Genomic DNA, 21,769 nt, shown 5'->3' on the forward strand with positions numbered 1-21,769 from the left:
CGGCAAACGGCAAACGGCAAACGGCAAACGGCAAACGGCAAACGGCAAACGGCAAACGGCAAACGGCAAACGGCAAAACACACCCTGAAGAATGACAAAGATATATTCCAGGGACGCTTACATACTTCAGCGAACTACATAAATACTACCTCATGACACAACACCAAAACGGATACCAAAACCCCGCATATCAGGATGATCTGATCAGTCTGACGGACATTTTTGCCATTATCTTCCGGGGAAAATACTGGATAGTGGGCAGTACCGTTATATTTGCCATCTTCTCGCTGGTGTATCTCTGGCTTGCCGCGCCGGTTTATTCCTCCAAGGCGATGATTCGTCTGGATTCTGGCAATACGTCATCAGCAATACAGGTGATAAAGAGCGCTGCTGTCCTCGATACTGTGATCGCCGAAACCCATCTGGATATTGCCATTACGCCAGATTATTTTCCTGTGTTGGGTAAAGCGTTTACCTGTGCTATCTCCCCGGAAACCTGTAATCCACAAAAATACCCTGTGGTAGAGTATTTTGAGTTACCCCAGCAAATGATGGGTATGCCATTTTCTTTACAGGTTGGTGAGGCCGGTGAATATAAGCTCAAATTCAACGGGCAGAATATCCTCAATGGCAAAGCGGGGGAGCTCGCCCATGGCACTATTGATGGTCAAAAAATGAGCCTGAAGGTTTCGCGTATTGCGGCCGCTGCTGGGGCTCAGTTCAACCTCGAAAAGCAATTCCCCGTAACGGTGGCAGATGATTTATCGAAAGCATTGAAAGTGTCTGAGGTGGGTAAAGGCACGGGCATTATCTCCTTGGGTATGGATGGCCCTTTCACATCAGAAAATGAATGGCTGTTAGATACGGTGGTCTCTGTATACCAAAAATACAGAGTAGAAACGCTGCTCACCCAGTTAGACATAAAGGTTCTTCCCCTTGAAGCTGAGTTGAACATTGCAAAAGCAGCCCTGGAAAAGGCGCAATCCGATTTCGAAACATTCCAATTAGACAATGTCACCATCAACGCTGCAGAACTTGCAGGTAGCAATAGCCTTGATATAAAGCAGGAAGCACTCAATAACCCAGATGGCGCATCCAATGATGAGGGCCTGCAAACCCTCATCGGCATGAGAATGCTGGAGGAAATAGCGACGAAAAACAGGATATATGAAAACCTTCTGAGCCAGTTGGAAGCGATAAAGATTGAGCAATTATCGGCAACCAGCGACATGCGAGTGTTGAGTAGTGCCGTGTCTTTGCATGACCCGGTCAAACCTAAAAAAGCACTGATCCTGGTGCTGGCTATAATGCTCGGTGGCATGGTTGGCGTAGGCGTTGTTTTCGTTAGAGAAATGTTACGCCAGGGTTTCAGAACAGCTGAAGAGCTGGAGCAGAAAATCGGCTTGCCTGTTCTGGCAACCGTAACGCAATCGGAAGAAGAAGGGTTCAGGGTGCTGCGCACCAACCTCCTTTATCATCTCGATAAAGGCGACAACAATCGTGCAATGATCTGCGCGCCTACAGCGCATGAAAGTAGTCAGCAAGTTATCACCCAGCTGGCAAAGCTATGCGCTGATGCCGGTAAAAAGACTCTGCTAATCGATGCAGACCTACGAAACGGCACTTTGTATAAAACACTCAATATCCAAAACGCTTCAGGCTTAACGAACGAGCTCTCAGGCAGTGTAAATGCAGTCACTGTCGTTGAAGGCTTAGACGTCATCGCCGGAGAATCGCAACCAGAAAAAGCTTCTGAAGTGTTAATGAGTGATGCTTTCCAACAATTGTTGGAAAAAGCTTCGAGCCAATACGATGTGGTCTTGATCAATACGCCTCCAGCACTAGCTGCAACAGAGGCTGCAATAGCTGGAGCCTTTTGCGCAACCAATCTGCTGGTTGCAGAAGCAGAAACAACATCAGGCAAAGAAATTGAATCGGCAATGCAGCGTTTGCAGCTGGCAGGTATCAAACTGACTGGTTGTGTTTTTAACCGCTAGATCCGCTAAGGGTTCACTACTCCAAAGTGAGATTGCCGGCAAAGCTGGCATTCCGGTAGACCTGATTGCTATTGCTGTTGTAGTGTTAAAAAACTACCACTTAGGCAGACGCAAAAAAATCACTGAATAGAAAGAAATATTCACTTTATGGAAATAACACTATTCCGAGCTGTATTTGCCTTTGCTTTAGCGTTTGCCTTGATTCGGCTTCTGAAGCCTCTTTCCAGAAAGCTTCATTTGGTAGATGTACCCAATGAGCGTAAACACCATGAAAATGCAGTGCCGCTTATTGGTGGTGTGGTTATCTATCTCACGTTGCTCATTGTCGAGATGCTGTTTTTCTCAAAAACGGTTGGATTATCGCCATACTACATTTCTGCTGGCTTTCTGACGTTTGTCGGCATGCTGGATGATCGCTACGACCTCAGCGTAAAAGCTCGGGTAGTTTGCACCTTCATAGCCACTGGCGTAATGATGTACTGGGGTGGGCAAATGTTCACCAATCTCGGGAATCTATTAGGTATAGGCGATATTCTTCTACCAGTTGTTCTCGCTGTATATCCTCTAAAATAACCCGAACTAACTCGTCTCTGCAGCCCAGTAAAACCGTTACCCATCTACACCTCTTTTTCATGAATAACCCGAACTGTTTTTAGATTTCACAAAAATGCCACTCAAATATCATCGGTTAAATTAACCCGAACCGTAAACTCTTTGAATACCAAAGGCTGTAGCAAGTATTACACAGTTGTTTTAAATGATTGTTTTCTTAGTCGGCTGTCGTTCAATAACCGTTTCCAGCGGTGTGACTCGTCGTATATTAGGTGTTTAGCGTCAACCCTTGAATTTAAAGGGCTCTATAGAGATTTGATGCACAGCTAGTGCATTTGTTCCGTCTATGAGAACAAATTTAATATAATCGTACGGTCAATAATCTATCCCACTCGTACGCGAAGTTAAGTGTTCCAAAAAAGCTTGTTGCATGTCCTATTCGATATTTTTGACGCTCTCTAACAAGCCAAAAAGCAGATTGCGAAACTAATCCTGATTTAAAGTTAAAAGTTACATTGGAGTAAAATAATCCATGAGTTTTGAAAATGATTTAATTGAAAAGATTAAAAATAAAAATGCCGTTATTGGCATTGTGGGCTTGGGTTATGTCGGTCTGCCATTAATGCTTCGATTTGTTGAAGAAGGTTATCAAGTTCTCGGCATTGATATTGATCAAGCCAAAGTAGATATGTTGAATGATGGCGTTAGCTATATTGAACATATCAGCTCTTCAGGTATTAGAAACGCATTGGAAAAGAGCCTGTTTTCGGCAACCACAGATTTCTCTCAGGCAACAAATGCGGATACATTGATTCTCTGCGTTCCCACCCCTCTGAACAAATACCGTGAGCCAGACCTCAGCTACGTTTTGGATACCACTGATGCGCTGGTTCCTTACCTGCGTAAAGGTCATGTTTTGTCTCTGGAAAGCACTACATACCCTGGCACTACCGAAGAAGAGCTGTTACCAAGAATGGAAAAGGCTGGTCTGACCATCGGAGAAGATGCATTCCTTATCTATTCACCAGAGCGTGAAGACCCAGCTAACCCGGATTTTGAAACAAGAACAATACCTAAAGTATGTGGCGGTCACACACCAGCATGCCAGCGGGTGGGTGTTGCACTTTATGAAGCAGCTATTGATAAAGTGGTTTCTGTCTCATCCACCAAAGCCGCAGAAATGACCAAGTTGCTGGAAAATATCCACCGCGCGGTGAATATTGGCCTGGTCAATGAGATGAAAATTGTTGCTGACCGAATGGATATCGACATTCATGAAGTCATCAGCGCAGCGGCAACCAAACCTTTTGGCTTTACACCTTACTATCCGGGTCCTGGTCTGGGCGGTCATTGCATTCCAATTGATCCATTTTACCTGACATGGAAGGCGCGCGAGTATGGCCTTCATACGCGGTTTATTGAGCTGGCCGGTGAAATCAACACCTATATGCCAAGGTTTGTTATGGATAAATTAACAGAAGCACTGAATCAGCGTGGTAAAGCGCTTAACGGAAGAAAAGTTCTGGTGCTAGGCATAGCTTATAAAAAGAATGTGGATGATATGCGTGAATCTCCTTCCGTAGAGCTTATGGAGAGACTGGTTCAAAAAGGTGCTGTAGTGGATTACTCAGATCCTCACGTACCTGTGTTTCCAACAATGCGAGAGCATCATTTTGATTTGAGCAGTGTGGAACTGACACCAGAAAACATCGCGTCTTACGACTGTGTACTACTGGCAACGGATCACTCATCTTTTGATTACGAAATGATTGGCAAGCATGCCCAGCTATTGGTGGATACTCGTGGCAAGTATCTTCAGCCCGCTGAAAATATCGTTAAGGCATAAGGAATTACCATGTTCGATACTATTACCGGCAGAAAAATCCGACTGGCAATCGTTGGTTGTGGTCGTATATCTGAGAAGCATGGTGAAGCGATCCGCAGGCATGAAAACGACCTTGAGTTGGTGGCCATCTGTGATATTGACCCAATTGCAGTGGGCAAAGCCAAAGATCAATATCAGGTAACCGGCTATCAAAAGCTGGAAGAAATGCTGGCGAAAGAGCAGCTGGATGCAGTTTGCCTTTGCACTCCCAGCGGGTTACACCCAGAGCAGGCTATTATGGCCGCCAAAGCCGGTGTTCATGTGATCAGTGAAAAACCCATGGCTACCCGCTGGGCAGATGGCCTGCGTATGGTGAAAGGATGTGACGAAGCGGGTGTAAGACTGTTTGTGGTGAAACAAAACCGTCGCAACACAACCCTGCAACTGCTCAAGCGAGCTGTTGATGAACAGCGGTTTGGTAAAATCCATATGGTACACCTGAATGTATTCTGGACTCGCCCGCAAGAATATTATGATCGTGCTAAATGGTGCGGTACCTGGGAGCTGGATGGTGGTGCCTTTATGAATCAGGCCAGCCATTATGTGGATTTGATGGAATGGTTGATTGGCCCAGTTGCTGATGTACAGTGCATGACATCAACCCATCGAAACATAGAGGTAGAAGACACTGGTGTAATGAATGTACGTTGGCGAAATGGTGCACTTGGCTCTATGGCTGTCACTATGTGTACTTACCCGAAAAACCTGGAAGGTTCTATCACCATTCTGGGAGAGAAAGGAACCGTAAAAGTGGGCGGTGTTGCTGTAAATGAAATTCAGGAATGGAATTTCTCCGAGCCTGCGTCTTACGATGCTGAAGTTGAAGCAGCTAATTATGAAACCACGTCAGTATACGGTTTTGGTCACCCGTTGTATTACAAAAATGTGATTGATACGTTGCGAGGTGAAGCTGAGCCAGAAACGGATGGTCGTGAAGGTTTGAAGTCTCTTGAGTTACTGATAGCCGCTTACCTCTCAGCTCGGGATGGCAAAACCATTTCGCTGCCATTGGAGTACTAAATCATGGCAGATACTGTTTACACAGCTCATCCAACGTCCATTGTGGATGAAGGTGCAACTATTGGCGCAGAGACGCGTATTTGGCACTGGGTGCATATTTGTAGCAAGGCAAGTGTCGGTGAACGATGCTCTCTTGGGCAGAATGTATTTGTGGGTAATAAGGTCAGCATTGGCAACAATGTAAAAATTCAGAACAATGTCTCTGTCTACGACAATGTCACCCTGGAAGACGATGTATTCTGTGGCCCGAGCATGGTGTTTACTAATGTCTATAACCCACGCTCTGCAGTGAGTCGGAAGGATGAGTATCGCAATACGCTGGTCAAGAAAGGGGCTACCCTTGGTGCAAACTGTACCATTGTTTGCGGAGTTACTGTTGGCTGTTATGCCTTTATCGGTGCTGGTGCAGTGGTCAATAAAGATGTACCAGACTATGCGTTGATGGCAGGGGTGCCTGCAAAGCAGATCGGTTGGATGAGTGAGTTTGGTGAGCGGCTTGATTTGCCATTGTCTGCTTCTGAAGACGAGCAAATAGAGGCTGTGTGCCCTGCGACGAATGCCAGATACGTATTGCAGGGTAGCCACATTTCCAAGGAATAATGCGGGTTAGGCATCAGGCAAGAAATCGCTGTTCATCATGTCATCGAAGCTCCATGGGCATTGCTCTGGAAAGGTATTTTCCGGGAGACCGGTTTCTTTGAATGCCGTAATTAATGCGGCTTCATAAGCTTCGATCCTGGTTTCAGGAATTCTGGGCTTCAGCCCGGGGTTTTCTTTCAATAATTTTCTGATGCGAAATCGCTGCTCTTTAATTGAGCCTTGCCAGCTTGAGCTTCTGTGATCGGGCTGGTAACACCATTTCAGCAGGTGCATCAACAGAACATCCATCCGATGACTCAGTTGACGATGTTCACTTCTGCCCATGCTTTCGATTTCCTCGAGAATATTGTCCAAATCCAGCTCTCCTAATCTGCCCTGACGAAGTAACTCTGCCTGTTGTTGCGTCCAGCTGTAAAAATCGGTTTCGTATAATGGTTCTGCCATTGTTCAATTCCTCTTGCGCAACTCCCATTAAAGCATATTGAGAAAGAATTAACCCAGATGCAATTTATTGATTTAAAAGCCCAGTATCGACGCATTGAAGATGATGTGAATCGTCGAATCAAAGCGGTGCTGGAACATGGCAAATACATTCTCGGCCCGGAAGTGGACGAGTTGGAAGAAAAGCTGGCAGATTATGTCGGTGCGAAACACTGCATTTCTGTAGCGAATGGTACTGATGCTCTGCAAATTGCCTTGATGGCGCTGGGTATAAAGCCCGGAGATGAAGTGATTACACCAGCGTTCTCTTATATTGCTACAGCAGAAACGTCGGCATTATTGGGCGCAAAATTAGTGTATGTGGACGTAGACCCGAAAACCTACAACCTGGATCCTAATCTGCTTGAAGCTGCTATTACAGAGCGAACCAAAGCTATTATTCCGGTTTCCTTGTATGGTCAATGTGCCGACTTCGATGCAATCAACGCCATTGCCAGCAAATACAATATACTGGTGATTGAAGACGCGGCACAAAGTTTCGGGGCTACTTATAAAGGGCGAAAATCTTGTAATTTAAGTACGATTGGATGCACAAGTTTCTTCCCATCTAAGCCATTAGGTTGCTATGGGGATGGTGGTGCAATGTTTACTAATGATGATGAGTTGGCTTTGGTTATCCGACAAATTGCAAGGCATGGTCAGGATCGCCGCTACCATCATATAAGAGTCGGTGTGAATAGCCGTTTAGATACCATTCAGGCGGCAGTATTGTTGGCAAAGCTTGAGATTTTTGATGACGAGATTCGAAATAGGCAAGTTATCAGCCAGAATTATACAAAGTTTCTAACTGGCTTAGCTGGTATTGTTACCCCCTATATTGAGTCTCATAATATGAGTGTGTATGCACAGTACACAATACAGGTTAATAACCGGGATCAGTTGCAAGTACGGCTGCAGGAATTCGGTATTCCTACTGCAGTTCATTATCCAGTACCGTTGAACCGACAACCAGCAGTGAGTGATGACTTATGTTACGTGCCCATAGGTAATAGGCTGGCAGAACGGGTTTTAAGCCTCCCTTTTTATCCTGAGTTAACTCATGAAAAACAAAAATATATCACCACTAACTTGATTACAGAATAATCGTCAATCGGATTTAACAGTCAGAGCATGCCTTTCTACTATGGCGGCTCTGCTTATTTCACTTACTGCATGAATAACGCACATTTCTTTAAATTCCGCTATTCGATCAAAGCCCAATAAGATTAAGACGGTTTCAACATATTGGGTTGCCTTTAGGGAGAAATTTGAATGATGGATCGGCAGAAACAATAAATCCAAAACTCATTGAGTTCTCGAAAATTTATACAAATGTTGAATATTTGACCCTAAATACAGAGCATCTCTATAAAAATGCTCCATTTTATAAAGATGAACTTATTTATTATGACAAAAATCATCTTAACCAGATTGGTGCTGATTTATATGGGAAAATGTCTTTAGATGCGTTCTCTAATCTTATGCATGTCATTAAGACTGATAAATCAATATGACTTATTGGAATGATGTGAAAAGAATGCACTAATAAAGCTAAAAATTTTATCAAAGGTTATTTTATAGTGTCAGAAAAAAAACAGGGTGGGATTAAACGCAATGTCGTAACCTTGTTGACGGGGACAGTATTAGCACAGGCCTTACCAGTGGGAATAAGCCCTGTACTAAGCCGTCTATACTCTCCGGATGATTTTGGTTTGCTGGCACTATATGCTGCGCTAGCCTCAATTATTGCTACTGTTGCGTCTCTACGTTATGAACTTGCAATTTTACAGCCAGAAGATGAGGAAGACGCAATAGCATTAGTATGGATTTCGTTAGCGGCTATTGGGATCGTTTTCTCTATAACTTTACTAGCCGTTTTTTCATATAACCACTTTAAATTAGAATTTCTTGGGGTTGAGGGCATTAGAGGCTGGCTATATTTACTTCCTCTGAGTGTGCTTGTTTTAGGTGTGTTTAAAATATTTAATCGCTGGCTTTTAAGAAATGATGCTTATAAAGCGATATCGCAAGTTACTGTATCACAGAGCTTGTTTTCATCATTTTTTCAAGTAGCTCTCAGTCTATTTTCTTTGAAAGGAGGGTTGGTTATTGGTCAGTTTGTAGGTCAAACTGCGGCAAGTTTAGTTGCTGGATTTAAATCAGCCAGGAAAGTAAGGTCGTTTTCATTAAATATCAATAAAGAAAGAATGTTATTTAATATTAAAAAATACAGGAGAATGCCAACTTATTCTACTGCAGGAGCATTGGCAGATATGTTATCAATCCAAATGCCTGTTTTGGTCATTTCCCGTTTTTTTCTTGAAAGTGCTACTGGAGCCTTTAGCTTAACATTTAGAGTGCTTAATTTGCCTGCAACCGTTGTTTCATCGGCTGTTTCACAGGTGCTTTATAAAAGAATAAATGATATGTCAAATGCCAATAGCATGGGCATTACACAACTACTCTTTAAGCTGTTTATTTTAAACCTTGGATTAATGGCCCCATTTATTATCTTTGTGAATCTTTTTGGCGAACAGCTATTTGCATTAATATTTGGTGAGCCTTGGCGCCAAGCAGGAAAGATGGCAACAGTATTGGTTTTTGCAGTTGCGGTAAGATTTGTTGTCAGCCCGATGAGTGCAGTTTTGGCAATAGAAAAAAACATCAAATTAGGTACGCTTTGGCAGTTTCTTTATCTTGTTACGATCTTTATGACGTTATTTTATTTCCGGGAATCATCAATAGAAGTATTCATCCTTGCATTTGTGGTACATGAAATTATCCAATACATGGTTTATTTTGGGCTGATTATTAAAGGTGCCCGTCGATTAGAGAGAAATGGTTAATGTGTGGTATTGCTGGTTATATCCATTTAAATAATGAGAGAGAAACTCAAGATTTAAGCATAATCAAAAGAATGACCGATGTGATTGCTCATCGAGGTCCTGACGGTGAAGGTAGTTATTTGGGTGAAAACTTTGTCTTTGGGCATCGACGACTAGCAATTGTGGATTTGTCCGATGCTGGTCATCAACCAATGGTTTATCTGAATCGATATGTTATCACTTACAATGGTGAAATATATAATTATCCGGAAATTAAAGAAGAATTGATCAGAAATGGTTATGTATTTTTTAGTAATACAGACACTGAAGTCATCATGGCAGCCTATGATTTCTGGGGAGTAGAGTGCCTCCAGAAATTTAATGGGATGTGGGCATTCGTTATTTATGATAAAAAGCTGGCTAATTTTTTTATTTCAAGAGACCGATTTGGTATTAAACCACTCTATTATATTAACATAGATGGTAAGTTTGTTTTCTCAAGTGAGATAAAGGCCATATCTGCGTATACAGAAGATTCATTGTCTCCCAATGTTGCATATTTAAAGCAATACCTTAAATATGGCCCGAAAGAATATATTTCAGAAACGGCATTTAGTGATGTATTTCGTTTCCCGCATGCAAGTTACTTTTTGGGTAGTGTTGAAGAACTTAATCACCTAAAAATAGAAAAGTTTTGGAGGATAAAGAGCAATGTGAAAGATGTACGCTTTTGTCGAGAACAAGCAGCTATCTATGCTCAGCAGTATTATGACTTACTATATGATGCAGTTAAGCTTCGGTTGAGGGCTGATGTAAAAGTTGGCTCAGCCTTGTCCGGCGGTTTGGACAGTAGCTCTATTGTTTATTTAGTCAATCAGCAATTACGTGAACTGGGGAAAGAAGAACAGCAGGAAACATTTTCAAGCGTTTATAAGACAAAAGGCACTGAGCATTGTGATGAAAGTACTTTTATTGATCTGCTTGCGCAAGAGTTAAATGTTAGGTCTAATCAGATTGAGCCTAAAGAGAATGATATTCCAGCAGAACATGAAAAAATGATTTGGTCTATGGAAAATCCCCCGGAAAGCTCCTGTATGTCTGGCTGGCATACCTTCAAAAAAGTTTCAGAATCAAACGTTATTGTTACTCTTGATGGTCAGGGGGCTGATGAGCAACTTGCAGGTTATGTCCCTTATATTGCAACGTATTTGACATCTTTGCCAATTGTTGATTTTTATAAAGAAATACCTTTTTTTACGAAAATACCTGGTGCTAAAAAGTATCTTTTTAGGGCGTTTATAATGAACCACTTTAAGCTTCTTTTTGGTGAAAAGAATCTGGTTCGCTTTGCACAGAAAGTTTTGGGCAAAAAAATTAATCTCAATCTCAATGTTACATTAGAAGAAAGTATTAACTCAGGGTTGTTAAATCTAATACACTATTCTGATCATGTTTCAATGGGGCATTCTATTGAGTCCAGAATGCCTTTTATGGATTATCGATTGGTAGAATTTCTAGCATCTGTTCCAGCATGTTACAAAATGCACAATGGTTGGACTAAATATATTGCGCGCATGGCATTTAATAATAAATTGCCAGATGATATTTGTTGGCGTGTGGATAAAATGGGTTGGCCTATTCCTGAGGAAAAATGGTTTAATGGCGGCCTGAATGGATGGATGAATTCCCGAATAAATAATTCATTGTTGGTTAGAGAAACCAGTACCGACATAGACAGTGCCGACGAGCTTACAATGCAAAAAAGAATTAGAATACTAAATATTTCTGTATTTGATAAGGTGTTTTTTAAATGATGTCAGCACCTTTAAGAGTTCTCTTAATAACACAAGGTGTTTCTAGAGTTGTTAAGCCGTTGATGGAAAGCCGGCATGAAATAGTTGGCCTGATGGAGTCAGCGCCAAGAGGTTATCAGTTAATAAAAAAGGAAAGCATTGCGCTAACCATCATAAAGCAGTGCCACTCCACCCTTTTTGGAAAAAAAGAGACGTTAAAAAGCTTTGCTTCGGAAAAAAAAATCCCATATCGTTTTATGATATCAAGTGATGATCTTGGCCTAGAGTCCTGGATAAGGTCACTAGAGGTAGACATAATAGTAGTGTTCAGTATGTCTCAGTTGTTAAAAGAGAATATTTTCTCAATACCAAAGTTCGGAACAATAAATTTACATCCATCATTTTTACCAGAATACAGGGGGCCTAATCCTGATTTTTGGCAGTATTATGATATGGAACTTAATCCTGGGGTTACTGTACATTTTATTGATAAAGGTGAAGATACCGGTGATATTATCTGCCAGGAAAGAGTTCCGGTTCCACTTGGTATAAAGTCACCGGAAAGGTTGGATAAATTAATTGGTCATACTGGTGTTCGCTTGATTTTGCAGGCCCTGAATACGATATCTTCTGGTGAGTTAATCCCTAAAATTCAGGGGACAAATAGTCCCACTGAGAGGGCGAGAAATCTCTTATCAGATGAGCACGCAGGCATCATAGATTGGGAAAATTGGCCTATAGAGCGCATCTGGAACTTATTGCGCGGAACTGAATTATGGTTGAACGCATTACCGCAGCCCAAGAAACTATATTTTGGTCAGAGGTGGTCTGTATTGGAGTTCGAAAGGTTTATCGGCCAAGTACAACCTTATGGAACAATTTATAGGCGTAATGGGCAATATTGTGTTGCGGCTAAAGATGGCTGTATTTTTTTAAGCCTAACCATTGATTTTAAAAAAATTGTATTAAAGATGTTTGGAAAATGAGCAGGAAAGACGAATATAGGAAAGTGTGTGAAATTGAGTCAACTATTCCTATTTTTTCTCAATCGTGGTGGCTAGATGCTACTGCAGGAAATTTTTGGGATGTAGTACTGGTTGAAAAAGGAGGGGAGATTCAGGCATCATTGCCATATACGTTACGAAAAAAATACGATTTTACTTTACTAGCTCAGCCTCAGTTAACTCAAAGTCTCGGTCCTTGGTTAAAAGCCAATAACTCAAAATACGCAAAGCGGTTAGGGCGGGAAAAAGATTTGATGCAGGCATTGATCGAACAGCTACCTCAATATGATAAATTTTCTCAAAACTGGAGCCCGGTTATTACTAACTGGTTGCCTTTTCATTGGAAAGGTTTCAATCAAACAACAAGATATACTTATCGGATAGAAAGCTTAACTAACCTAGATATGATATGGCATTCTTTTCAAGAAAACATACGTAGAGAAATAAGAAAAGCCAGTCAAAGAGAAGGCTTAATTGTAACGTCAGATGTCAGTATCGATGATTTTATTACATTGAATGAAAAAGTTTTCCTTCGGCAAGGAAAAGAATTGCCTTATAAAGGAACATTAGTTAGAAGAATCGATCAAGCAGCGTATCAGAAAAACTCGCGTAGAATGTTTGCTGCAATTGATTCTCAAGGGCGCTATCATGCAGCAGTTTACATAGTCTGGGATAACCATAGTGCATATTATCTGATGGGAGGAAGTGATCCTGAACTTCGAAATAGTGGTGCAACCAGTTTATGTATGTGGGAAGCTGTCAAGTTTGCTTCCACTGTTACTCAATCATTTGATTTTGAAGGGTCAATGATAGAGCCCGTAGAGCGTTTTTTCAGGGCATTTGGCGCTGTTCAAACACCATATCATTATATCTCTCATACACCGTCGAAATTATTAAGAACACTTAATTTCTTCCGTTCAATAAAAAGCTAATACAAGTTGCAAAATGAAAAAGCTGTCTTCCCAAGCTCTGTTGTGGTTGGAAATAATAATCAAAGAACGCTTTGGTCATCCTTTGAAATTACAATATAGTGAATGTAATTGGCTGACTATTGGGCTTGAAGGGACTAATAAACTGGTATCTTTTGATTGTCTCGATGATGTTTTTCTTCAATCATTTTCTGACTTTAAATGCGAAGTTTGGAAGGCATCTCGTGAGGGGTTCTGTGCTCCAATCTATGATGTATTGCCAGCTCCATCAAGCAGGGCTTTAAGCGATCCTTTGATTGAATTTGTAGATAAGGGTGCCTTAGTACATTATGATATTCTTGGCTTAACTTATTGGATGCTGTCTCGGTTAGAAGAAGTGGGAAGAACCGATCTGGATAGTCATAGCCGTTTCCCTGCAGTATCATCCCATGCATTTAAGAATAACTATCTTGAACGTCCCATTGTGGATGAGTGGCTTAATATTCTTGGCAAGATAATTGAGCGTGTTTGGCCTCACCTGAGTTTAAAGCAGCACCAGTTTTGCACCCACCTTTCCCATGATGTTGATAGTCCAAGTCTCTATGCTTTCAAGCCATGGTCAACTATTGGCCGCATGATGATTGGTGATATTCTTAAAAGGCACGATTTTCGGGCATTTGCAACTGCGCCATACGTAAAGTTGGCTACACGCAATCAGTTACATCCCATCGACCCGTATAATACATTTGACTGGCTGATGGATTTATCAGAAGAAAATGGCCTTAAAAGCGCATTTTACTTTATCTGTGGTCAAACAGATAAAATGTATGACTCAGATTATACTCCAGAACACCCAGTCATCCGGAAGCTGCTTCGTCGGATTTATAATCGTGGGCATGAGATTGGCTTACATCCAAGTTACAGCACTTTCAATAGGCCTGAACTTATAAAGAAAGAGGCTGAACGCCTTTTTCAAGTTTGTGCGGAAGAAAATATTGAACAGTCTCAATGGGGTGGTCGGATGCACTATCTGCGCTGGGAACAACCTACTACTTTGAGGGCCTGGGATGATGCTGGGATGTCATACGACACAACGATGGGTTACGCAGATCGTGTAGGATTTCGTTGCGGAACTTGTTTCGAATACCCTGCATTTGATCCGGTAAAAAACAAACTGCTAAAGCTTCGCATTCGCCCGCTCATCGCCATGGAGTGTACAGTGATTGATGATTGTTACATGGGCTTGGGAACGGGTGAACAGGCATTGGTTAAGTTCTGTAATCTAAAGGATGTTTGTCGCTTGGTCAACGGGGAGTTTACATTATTATGGCACAACTCACAGTTTTTGAGCCAATTAAAGCGTGAACTCTATCGGGATGTTTTAGCCTGTTAGCTCTTCACCTTATCAAAACCAAATAATGATGTTGCTGTAACCTTCAAGGTAAAGTTCGGATGAAGTTACTCTATTTAGGCCTGAGCTTTTGCTCTTTAACCTTGTTAGACTTTTATTTGAAGGTCAATATTCGCGGTATAGGTGAAGGTTCTCTGAATTTACAAGTCTTGGCACTGTTTTTTGTCTTGGGCGGGGGGCTGGTGTTATGGCGTGCAGGTTTGTCACGGTTAATATTAGTACGTCGATCAATCTTGCTTCTTGCTTGTTTTTTCGCATATTTCACAGTGAGAATAGGTTTTGATACCGGTTCAGTTGAAGAGATTAAAGCCTATCTTATTGCGACAACTGGTGGGGTTTTTCTATTTTATCTATTAGGAACTATGGTTTCTATTTCAATTGATCAACATCAAAAATATTCACTAAGATCATATGACTACTTTAAGTTCTTCGCATTTTTTTTATTATTATATTCTTGTTTTACTTACACTTTACTGCTAAGTATTTTTTTCGACTTTACTGCGAAATTGCGCTCAGATATTTTCCTGATCAAAGGTTTGAACGAAGGCTATCAGCGATCTGGTGATTTCCTCGTAATTGGGTATTTGATTTTAATCTCACTTTATGTACAGTTTTATTCACTGAAGCAGATTAAAAATTCTATTTTTTTTAGGGGAGTGAATATTATTGTATTTACTCTGCTTGTTATCAATGCTCTGACTTCTATGGTAATTGCCCAAATGATGGGCTCAAATAAAGCAGTGGTTTTGCTTGCAGGGTTAGTATTAATCCTAACCTCAGTTTCTCTGTTGCTTCAGGTTAGTAGAATTCAAAGATATTTAGCTATCAGACAGTTGACATTTTATAGGTTTATTTCTGGAAAAATAGCAGTGAGTTTATTTACCTTGATTGTTATTTTGTTCTTTTTTTTGGTTTTATTTGTTATTGTATCAGCAGGCTATATTGGAGTCGATTTAGCTATGACTAGACTTGCTGGTTTTGGATCTCATGAGATTTCTTCAGTGACTTCTCGTTTAACTCTTCTTGATAATTTCATCCTTCATTTCTCATATTCCCCCGTGTTCGGAAATATGCAGGTTGACTGTCTTACAACTGGTTGTGGCACTTATGTTCATAGCTTTGTGGGTTCATCTCTTACTCATACAGGTATAGTTGGGTTTTTTCTGCTATTAGGTTATTTTTTTCTTGCTTATAAAGAGCGTTTTGAAACAATAACTGTTTCATATGGGCATCCTAAATTTTTGTTATCTAATATTCTAAATCTTTATAGTGTACTGTTTATTTCGGCTGTTTTATTGATTGCCATTGTTGGAACCTTTATTTCATGGTCAGTTCTTTGGTTTTCTATGGGGTTGTATTTAAATGCCGTTAAATTCAAGGAAGTGTATGAATAATTTACATATAAGCCTGACAGAATTTAGAAATGAAAGCCGTGTTCTAAAAGAGGTTGATAGTATTTCCAGTCTGCAATATATGCAGCATGTATATATTGCATCGCTTCACGGGAGTGGGCTTAGTATTGCAGAGAAACTAAGTGGAAAAATCTCATTAAAAAGAATGATTCTAAAAACGCGTATTTTAAACAAAGGTTTATTTGCTCAAATTATTAAGTACATTGAGTTTTCTCTAAAAGTTTTTTTTTATTACCGGAATAAAAATATAGATTTGATTAATATTCATTCACTTGGGCTGCTTCCATTGGGTTATTTCTTGAAAATTTTCTATAAGGCTAGGCTTATTTACGATACTCACGAACTTGAAACAGAAACGAATGGATTGAATGGGTTAAGAAAAAAACTTGCTAAAATAATCGAAAGATTTTTAATTGATAAAGTTGATCACATATTTGTTGTAAGTGAAAATATCGCTGACTGGTATCAAAAAAAATACGGGATACAAAGGCCTACTGTTGTAATGAATGCGCCGAAATCCTATACCGTTGAAAATAATCAGTACTTCAGAAATAAGTTTGAGTTAAGGGAAGATCAATTAATTGTCCTATATCAGGGTGGGTTGGCTCCTGGGCGTGGTATTGACTTACTTTTAGAGACTTTCTCCCTTCGTACGGATGACAAAGTTATTATTGTATTTATGGGATATGGTGTTTTGGAAAAATTGATTCAAGATACAGCAGATAAATATAATACAGTCTTTTTTCATAAAGCTGTTCAGCCAAAAGATTTATTGAACTATACAGCCTCAGCCGACATAGGTATTAGTCCAATAAGTAATACATGTTTAAGTTACTATTTTTGTATGCCCAATAAATTGTTTGAATACGCGATGGCGGGTTTGCCAGTACTTGTATCTAATATGAAAGAGATGCGAGAATTCGTGGAAAAGTATCGTATTGGCTGGGTTATCGAAGATGAGACGATAGATTCCATTAATCAGGCAATAGATAAGATTGTTGGCTCAGATATGAGGAAATTTAAAAATAATGCCCGTTTAGCAGCTTTGGAAAACGCTTGGGAACATCAGGCGCTAAAGATGCTGGTTGATTACAATTTTTTATTAGGTGGAAAATGATTGCTGTTTTGAACTATGGCATGGGTAATTCTTCGTCAATTCTTAATATGATTCGCAAAGCTGGAGGTGAGGCTCGACTCTGTTCTTCGCCCAGTGATCTGGCTGTGGCAACCGCTATTATACTTCCCGGTGTAGGCTCTTTTGATAATGGTATGACTAAACTTGAAAAGTCTGGTTTGCTTTATGTTTTAAGGCAAAAAGTAATTGATGAAGGAGTTCCTTTTTTAGGTATCTGCTTAGGGATGCAGTTACTGTTTGACACAAGTGAAGAAGGACTATTACCTGGTTTAGGCTGGCTCAATGGGGCAGTCACAAAATTCGATTTTTCTAAATTGAATTTAAGCCAGCCGCTAAAGGTTCCCCATATGGGATGGAATTTGGTAAAGCCTCTTAATTTTGACAGTTTATATTCAGGCCTTGAAGATGAAGCCCGGTTTTACTTCGTCCATTCTTATCATGTAAATTGTGCAAATGAATCAGATATTCTGGCTGTTGCACACTACGGTTATGAATTTACCTGCTCTGTTCAGCGTGGCAATATATTAGGGGTACAGTTCCATCCAGAGAAGAGCCATCGCTTCGGTATTCAGTTTTTCAAGAACTTTTTAAAAGGAATTAGTCATGCTTAGAACAAGAGTTATTCCTGTGCTCTTGTTGCAAGAAGGTGGTTTAGTCAAGGGGCATAAATTCAAGAACCACAAATATGTGGGTGATCCGATTAATGCAGTAAAAATTTTTAACGAAAAGGAAGTAGATGAACTTATTTTTTTGGATATTTCTGCGACACCTCAAAGACGTAGCCCTGATTTTTCCTTGATTGCTGATATTGCCAGTGAAGCATTTATGCCTTTTGGTTATGGTGGTGGTATAACCACAATACATCAAATAGAAAAATTATTTTCTCTTGGTGTTGAAAAGGCGGTAATTAATACTTCAGCTTTTTATAACCCTGCCCTCATTACAAAAGCTGCTAGCGTTTCTGGTAGTCAGAGCGTTGTTGTATCTATGGATATAAAAAAAACGTTGTTTGGTAACTATGAAGTCTATGTTGAAAACGGTCAAAGTAAGACAAAAATGAGCCCGGTAGATTATGCAAAGAAAATGCAGGATTTAGGTGCTGGTGAGTTAATTGTGAGTTCTATTGATCGAGAGGGTACAGAAAAAGGTTATGACATAGAACTCCTGAATATGGTAGGTAGTGCTGTTGATATTCCTGTAGTTGGCCTGGGAGGTGCCGGATGCCTTCAGGATTTAGCTGATGCGAAAAAACAAACCTCTGTTTCTGCGCTTGCTGCTGGTGATATGTTTGTATTCTATGGGAAACATAAAGCAGTACTGATTACCTATCCAAAATATTCTGAACTTGAAAAATTATTTAATTAGGCTTTATATGCAAGATGCTAAGTATCAAATTTGTTCTCGTTGTGTGATGGATACAACTGATCCTGAAATTATTTTCGACGAGCAAGGTGTATGTAACCATTGTCATCAATTTGATGAAATAACAAGAAAAAGATGGTTTCCAAATGAAGAAGGTAAAAATAGACTTGAAACTATTTTTTCGGAAATAAAAGATAAAGGTAAAAAACATGAATATGATTGCATTATTGGCTTATCAGGTGGGGTAGATAGCTCATATCTTGCCCTTGTAATGAAAGATTATGGGCTTCGACCTCTGGTCGTGCATGTTGATGCAGGATGGAATAGTGAACTGGCCGTTTATAATATTGAACAAATTGTTAAGCATTGCGGTTACGACTTACATACTCATGTTATGGACTGGTCAGAAATTAAGGATTTACAATGTGCCTATCTTAAGGCAGGGGTTGCTAACCAAGATGTTGTTCAAGATCATGCATTTTTTGCTTCCCTCTATCATTTTGCCGTATTAAACAATATTAAATATGTGATAAGCGGAGGGAATATTGCTACTGAATCTGTATTTCCGAAAGCATGGCAGCATGGGGCAATGGATTCGATAAACTTGAAAGCTATTCATAAAAAATTTGGTAAACGAAAGTTAGTTAATTATAAAACTATTAGTTTTATTAAATATTATTTCTACTATCCCTTTGTTAAAGGTATGACTGTTGTTCGTCCATTGAATTTTATGCCCTATCATAAACAACAAGCTCTTGAGTTCCTGAAAGACTCAATTGGTTATAAAGAGTATGGTCGTAAGCATGGTGAATCAAGATTTACTAAATTCTATCAGAATTATTATTTGCCTACGAAGTTTAATATAGATAAAAGACGTGCACATTTATCCAGTCAGATATTATCAGGAGAACTAACGCGGGAAATAGGGTTGGCAGAGTTACAAAAGCCTCTGTATGATGAAGCAGAGCTGTATGATGATAAAGCCTTTATTGCGAAAAAGCTTGGTATTACAATAGAAGAATTGGGGCAATTAACCTATTCTCCAGGTCATGAATACTCTGATTATGCAAATTGGGATTCTCGATATAAAATAATGCTGAGAGTAAAGTCTTTCATAAACAAAATTATTGGTCGTAATATCAAGGGCTATTCTTAATGTTTTATTGTTTTTATCTTGGCTTAATTCTCGTGAAAATATAAAAATCCTGATCTTCAATTTTTATGTTTTTATATCTAATGGACGGTTTTTGTTTGATTGTGATTGGGCTCTTTTAAAAAATAGTGATGAATTTGTTATTTTTCAAGATGATGCTCAAAATGTTCTGAAAGAGGAATGGTTGTGTGTTATTGATTCTTTATAAAAAAATCATTGAGGATCTGAGAGATTATTTTTTTGGAACAAATCTTTTCGGTTTTTGTGGTGATTTGGATGAGAGGCTTTATCCTATAGATTTGGAATTTACGCTTCAGGATAAAAAAAACTATTACACTCCAATGGATAAAGATGGTATTCCAATAAAAAAATATATCAGTGTTGGCGAACAATACAATCCTACTAGGATTGCAGCTTATGGTTTGGCGAACTACAATCGTTGGATCCTTGATGGTGATTTTTCTGCAAGAAATGAATTTCTGAAAATGGCCAATTGGTTTTTTGAAAATAAATCAGGACGTTATGAATATCATTTTGACTGGGGAACATTGAAAAATCCTTGGATATCCTGCATGGCTCAAGGTGAAGCTGTCTCTGTATTAGTCAGGGCATTTACATTGACAAATGATTCTCGTTATATTGAAAAGGCTCGGTTAGCATTGGAACCTTTTTTGAATAATATTACTTCTGGTGGAGTTCAATCATATATTGGGGATGCTTGGTTGTATCTAGAAGAGTATCCTGTAGAAAAGCCTGAGCATGTTTTAAATGGATTTATGTATGCTTTGATTGGGTTGTCTGAATATTCTGACCTTAAACCTGATGATGAAGAAATTTGTTGCTTGCGTGATAAGCTTATACAAACATTATTGCATCATATTGAGAGATGGAGCTTTGGAAATTGGTCGTTGTATCAAGTTTCAAATAGTAAAAATGAAATTAATACCTGCACTCCAAAATATCATAATCTACAGATTTCTCAATTAACTTACATTATGCGGAAATTTAATTTGAAATCTTTGGATGTTGTTGTTAGTAGATGGAAAAATGGAGCGGATTCTTTTTTGTACAGGATGTTTGCTTTGTTATATAAGATTTATTTTAGATTGAAGATTAAGGCGCAGAGATGAAAGTCGTTCATTTAACCTCTGTCCATTCTCGTTATGATGTACGTATTTTTTTGAAAGAATGTCTTTCTCTCGTTAAAAACTACCAAGTGTCACTTGTAGTTGCCGACGGCTGCGGTTTTGAGGAGAAACACGGGGTAGCTATCCATGATGTTGGAGCATCATCCGGAAGGGTAAATAGAATTCGTTATGCACCTTCACTCATTTTTAATAAGGCCTTTGAACTTGATGCTGATATTTATCATCTTCATGATCCTGAACTAATTCCTATCGGGATTGAACTAAAGAAAGTGAACAAAAAAGTTATTTTTGATGCTCATGAGGATGTGCCAAAACAGTTATTGGGTAAGCCTTATTTAAATGAAGTAAGTCGGTGGCTACTTTCAAATATATTTAGGTTTTATGAGCAGATTGCTTGCAAAAAATTTGATGGGATTATTACAGCGACACCTTTTATAAGAGACAAATTCTTATCTATCAACCTTAACTCTATTGATGTCAATAACTTTCCGCTTATAAATGAACTATTAGACTCAACGACGTGGGTGAAAAAAGGGGCTGAGGTTTGTTATGTCGGAGGCATTACAAATATTAGAGGCATAGTTGAAGTATGTAATGCAATGGATTTAGTAAGGTCCGATGCACGAATAAATTTATGTGGAAAATTTAGTGAGCCTCAAACTTACTATGACGTTCAGCAAGGTAAAGGATGGGGTAAAGTTAACGAATACGGCTTCGTTGATCGAAATGCTGTCCGAGATATTTTGTCCAGATCAATAGCAGGTATTGTAACGTTTCATCCTCTACCTAACCATGTTGATGCTCAACCAAACAAGATGTTTGAATATATGAGTGCTGGTATTCCTGTCATTGCTTCCGACTTTCCCTTGTGGCGTGAAATTATAGAAGGTAATCAGTGTGGGCTTTTAGTTGACCCTCTAAAACCTGAACAGATTGCAGCAGCCATTGATTACCTTGTTGATCATCCTGAAGAAGCGAAAAAAATGGGTGAAAACGGTCGGAAGGCAATTCTTAAAAAATACAACTGGTCAATAGAAGAAGAGAAGCTATTGCAGTTCTATGAGAAAATTTTGAGTAAATAGAT

At 39.6% G+C, this 21,769-nt stretch carries 20 protein-coding genes; 19 read left to right on the forward strand and 1 reads right to left on the reverse strand.

What is annotated here, in order from left to right; all coding sequences use genetic code 11:
* Window positions 1-152 precede the first annotated feature (152 nt).
* The 5 genes from Q1B11_RS18515 to Q1B11_RS18535 all read left to right on the forward strand — a co-directional run bounded on the left by Q1B11_RS18515 (window position 153) and on the right by Q1B11_RS18535 (window position 6,054).
* Window positions 153-1,997: a GNVR domain-containing protein gene (locus tag Q1B11_RS18515; protein WP_299735173.1), complete on the forward strand. Its 1,845-nt coding sequence runs from the start codon at window positions 153-155 to the stop codon at window positions 1,995-1,997.
* A 147-nt stretch (window positions 1,998-2,144) separates the two neighbouring features.
* Window positions 2,145-2,570 carry a hypothetical protein gene (locus Q1B11_RS18520; protein WP_299735175.1) on the forward strand — a complete coding sequence of 142 codons (426 nt, stop codon included), beginning with the start codon at window positions 2,145-2,147 and terminating at the stop codon, window positions 2,568-2,570.
* Window positions 2,571-3,081: 511 nt separating this feature from the next.
* Window positions 3,082-4,395 carry a nucleotide sugar dehydrogenase gene (locus Q1B11_RS18525; RefSeq protein ID WP_299735177.1) on the forward strand — a complete coding sequence of 438 codons (1,314 nt, stop codon included), beginning with the start codon at window positions 3,082-3,084 and terminating at the stop codon, window positions 4,393-4,395.
* 9 nt (window positions 4,396-4,404) lie between these two features.
* Window positions 4,405-5,454 carry a Gfo/Idh/MocA family oxidoreductase gene (locus Q1B11_RS18530; protein WP_299735179.1) on the forward strand — a complete coding sequence of 350 codons (1,050 nt, stop codon included), beginning with the start codon at window positions 4,405-4,407 and terminating at the stop codon, window positions 5,452-5,454.
* A gap of 3 nt (window positions 5,455-5,457) precedes the next feature.
* Complete coding sequence (locus Q1B11_RS18535) at window positions 5,458-6,054, forward strand: acyltransferase (protein ID WP_299735180.1); 597 nt, start codon at window positions 5,458-5,460, stop codon at window positions 6,052-6,054.
* A gap of 6 nt (window positions 6,055-6,060) precedes the next feature.
* Here the strand turns inward: Q1B11_RS18535 and Q1B11_RS18540 are convergent, their stop codons facing one another.
* On the reverse strand, window positions 6,061-6,498 hold the full coding sequence (locus tag Q1B11_RS18540) for a DUF29 domain-containing protein (protein ID WP_299735182.1): 438 nt from the start codon (window positions 6,496-6,498) through the stop codon (window positions 6,061-6,063).
* A 57-nt stretch (window positions 6,499-6,555) separates the two neighbouring features.
* On the opposite strand from Q1B11_RS18540, the gene Q1B11_RS18545 reads away from it, so the two are divergent.
* The 14 genes from Q1B11_RS18545 to Q1B11_RS18610 all read left to right on the forward strand — a co-directional run bounded on the left by Q1B11_RS18545 (window position 6,556) and on the right by Q1B11_RS18610 (window position 21,767).
* Entirely contained in the window at window positions 6,556-7,638 is a 1,083-nt protein-coding gene (locus Q1B11_RS18545; RefSeq protein WP_299735185.1) for a DegT/DnrJ/EryC1/StrS family aminotransferase, read from the forward strand.
* A gap of 164 nt (window positions 7,639-7,802) precedes the next feature.
* Window positions 7,803-8,048: a hypothetical protein gene (locus Q1B11_RS18550; RefSeq protein ID WP_299735187.1), complete on the forward strand. Its 246-nt coding sequence runs from the start codon at window positions 7,803-7,805 to the stop codon at window positions 8,046-8,048.
* A gap of 66 nt (window positions 8,049-8,114) precedes the next feature.
* Window positions 8,115-9,380 (forward strand): oligosaccharide flippase family protein, encoded by a 1,266-nt coding sequence (locus tag Q1B11_RS18555; RefSeq protein ID WP_299735189.1) that lies wholly within the window; start codon window positions 8,115-8,117, stop codon window positions 9,378-9,380.
* A complete protein-coding gene (gene asnB, locus Q1B11_RS18560) occupies window positions 9,380-11,173 on the forward strand; it encodes an asparagine synthase (glutamine-hydrolyzing) (RefSeq protein ID WP_299735191.1) in 1,794 nt (597 codons plus the stop codon). The genes Q1B11_RS18555 and asnB overlap by 1 nt, the downstream gene beginning before the upstream one ends.
* Window positions 11,170-12,138, forward strand: coding sequence for a formyltransferase family protein (locus tag Q1B11_RS18565; RefSeq protein WP_299735193.1), 969 nt, complete (start codon window positions 11,170-11,172; stop codon window positions 12,136-12,138). Before asnB ends, Q1B11_RS18565 begins: the two co-directional genes overlap by 4 nt.
* On the forward strand, window positions 12,135-13,088 hold the full coding sequence (locus Q1B11_RS18570; protein ID WP_299735195.1) for a GNAT family N-acetyltransferase: 954 nt from the start codon (window positions 12,135-12,137) through the stop codon (window positions 13,086-13,088). Before Q1B11_RS18565 ends, Q1B11_RS18570 begins: the two co-directional genes overlap by 4 nt.
* A gap of 13 nt (window positions 13,089-13,101) precedes the next feature.
* The gene (locus Q1B11_RS18575; protein WP_299735197.1) at window positions 13,102-14,457 is read left to right on the forward strand and encodes a polysaccharide deacetylase family protein; all 1,356 of its coding nucleotides are present in this window, start codon (window positions 13,102-13,104) and stop codon (window positions 14,455-14,457) included.
* 59 nt (window positions 14,458-14,516) lie between these two features.
* Complete coding sequence (locus tag Q1B11_RS18580) at window positions 14,517-15,869, forward strand: hypothetical protein (RefSeq protein WP_299735198.1); 1,353 nt, start codon at window positions 14,517-14,519, stop codon at window positions 15,867-15,869.
* On the forward strand, window positions 15,862-17,004 hold the full coding sequence (locus Q1B11_RS18585) for a glycosyltransferase (protein WP_299735200.1): 1,143 nt from the start codon (window positions 15,862-15,864) through the stop codon (window positions 17,002-17,004). Before Q1B11_RS18580 ends, Q1B11_RS18585 begins: the two co-directional genes overlap by 8 nt.
* A complete protein-coding gene (hisH, locus tag Q1B11_RS18590; protein WP_299735202.1) occupies window positions 17,001-17,633 on the forward strand; it encodes an imidazole glycerol phosphate synthase subunit HisH in 633 nt (210 codons plus the stop codon). The genes Q1B11_RS18585 and hisH overlap by 4 nt, the downstream gene beginning before the upstream one ends.
* Window positions 17,626-18,387 (forward strand): AglZ/HisF2 family acetamidino modification protein, encoded by a 762-nt coding sequence (locus tag Q1B11_RS18595; RefSeq protein WP_299735204.1) that lies wholly within the window; start codon window positions 17,626-17,628, stop codon window positions 18,385-18,387. Before hisH ends, Q1B11_RS18595 begins: the two co-directional genes overlap by 8 nt.
* 7 nt (window positions 18,388-18,394) lie before the next feature.
* Window positions 18,395-19,540: an N-acetyl sugar amidotransferase gene (locus tag Q1B11_RS18600; RefSeq protein WP_299735207.1), complete on the forward strand. Its 1,146-nt coding sequence runs from the start codon at window positions 18,395-18,397 to the stop codon at window positions 19,538-19,540.
* A 185-nt stretch (window positions 19,541-19,725) separates the two neighbouring features.
* Window positions 19,726-20,667, forward strand: coding sequence for a D-glucuronyl C5-epimerase family protein (locus Q1B11_RS18605; protein ID WP_299735209.1), 942 nt, complete (start codon window positions 19,726-19,728; stop codon window positions 20,665-20,667).
* On the forward strand, window positions 20,664-21,767 hold the full coding sequence (locus Q1B11_RS18610; protein ID WP_299735211.1) for a glycosyltransferase family 4 protein: 1,104 nt from the start codon (window positions 20,664-20,666) through the stop codon (window positions 21,765-21,767). The genes Q1B11_RS18605 and Q1B11_RS18610 overlap by 4 nt, the downstream gene beginning before the upstream one ends.
* Window positions 21,768-21,769: the final 2 nt, after the last annotated feature.

Source organism: uncultured Endozoicomonas sp. (assembly GCF_947495845.1).
Lineage (GTDB): Bacteria > Pseudomonadota > Gammaproteobacteria > Pseudomonadales > Endozoicomonadaceae > Endozoicomonas.

Bases quoted from the DNA above. Each gene is read 5' to 3' on its own strand.
- Q1B11_RS18540 (WP_299735182.1), bottom strand. From the start codon at position 6,498: ATGGCAGAACCATTATACGAAACCGATTTTTACAGCTGGACGCAACAA.
- Q1B11_RS18535 (WP_299735180.1), top strand. From the start codon at position 5,458: ATGGCAGATACTGTTTACACAGCTCATCCAACGTCCATTGTGGATGAA.
- asnB (WP_299735191.1), top strand. From the start codon at position 9,380: ATGTGTGGTATTGCTGGTTATATCCATTTAAATAATGAGAGAGAAACT.
- Q1B11_RS18545 (WP_299735185.1), top strand. From the start codon at position 6,556: ATGCAATTTATTGATTTAAAAGCCCAGTATCGACGCATTGAAGATGAT.
- Q1B11_RS18530 (WP_299735179.1), top strand. From the start codon at position 4,405: ATGTTCGATACTATTACCGGCAGAAAAATCCGACTGGCAATCGTTGGT.
- Q1B11_RS18565 (WP_299735193.1), top strand. From the start codon at position 11,170: ATGATGTCAGCACCTTTAAGAGTTCTCTTAATAACACAAGGTGTTTCT.
- Q1B11_RS18525 (WP_299735177.1), top strand. From the start codon at position 3,082: ATGAGTTTTGAAAATGATTTAATTGAAAAGATTAAAAATAAAAATGCC.
- Q1B11_RS18515 (WP_299735173.1), top strand. From the start codon at position 153: ATGACACAACACCAAAACGGATACCAAAACCCCGCATATCAGGATGAT.
- Q1B11_RS18570 (WP_299735195.1), top strand. From the start codon at position 12,135: ATGAGCAGGAAAGACGAATATAGGAAAGTGTGTGAAATTGAGTCAACT.
- Q1B11_RS18600 (WP_299735207.1), top strand. From the start codon at position 18,395: ATGCAAGATGCTAAGTATCAAATTTGTTCTCGTTGTGTGATGGATACA.
- Q1B11_RS18595 (WP_299735204.1), top strand. From the start codon at position 17,626: ATGCTTAGAACAAGAGTTATTCCTGTGCTCTTGTTGCAAGAAGGTGGT.
- Q1B11_RS18520 (WP_299735175.1), top strand. From the start codon at position 2,145: ATGGAAATAACACTATTCCGAGCTGTATTTGCCTTTGCTTTAGCGTTT.
- Q1B11_RS18575 (WP_299735197.1), top strand. From the start codon at position 13,102: ATGAAAAAGCTGTCTTCCCAAGCTCTGTTGTGGTTGGAAATAATAATC.
- Q1B11_RS18610 (WP_299735211.1), top strand. From the start codon at position 20,664: ATGAAAGTCGTTCATTTAACCTCTGTCCATTCTCGTTATGATGTACGT.
- Q1B11_RS18580 (WP_299735198.1), top strand. From the start codon at position 14,517: ATGAAGTTACTCTATTTAGGCCTGAGCTTTTGCTCTTTAACCTTGTTA.
- Q1B11_RS18585 (WP_299735200.1), top strand. From the start codon at position 15,862: ATGAATAATTTACATATAAGCCTGACAGAATTTAGAAATGAAAGCCGT.
- hisH (WP_299735202.1), top strand. From the start codon at position 17,001: ATGATTGCTGTTTTGAACTATGGCATGGGTAATTCTTCGTCAATTCTT.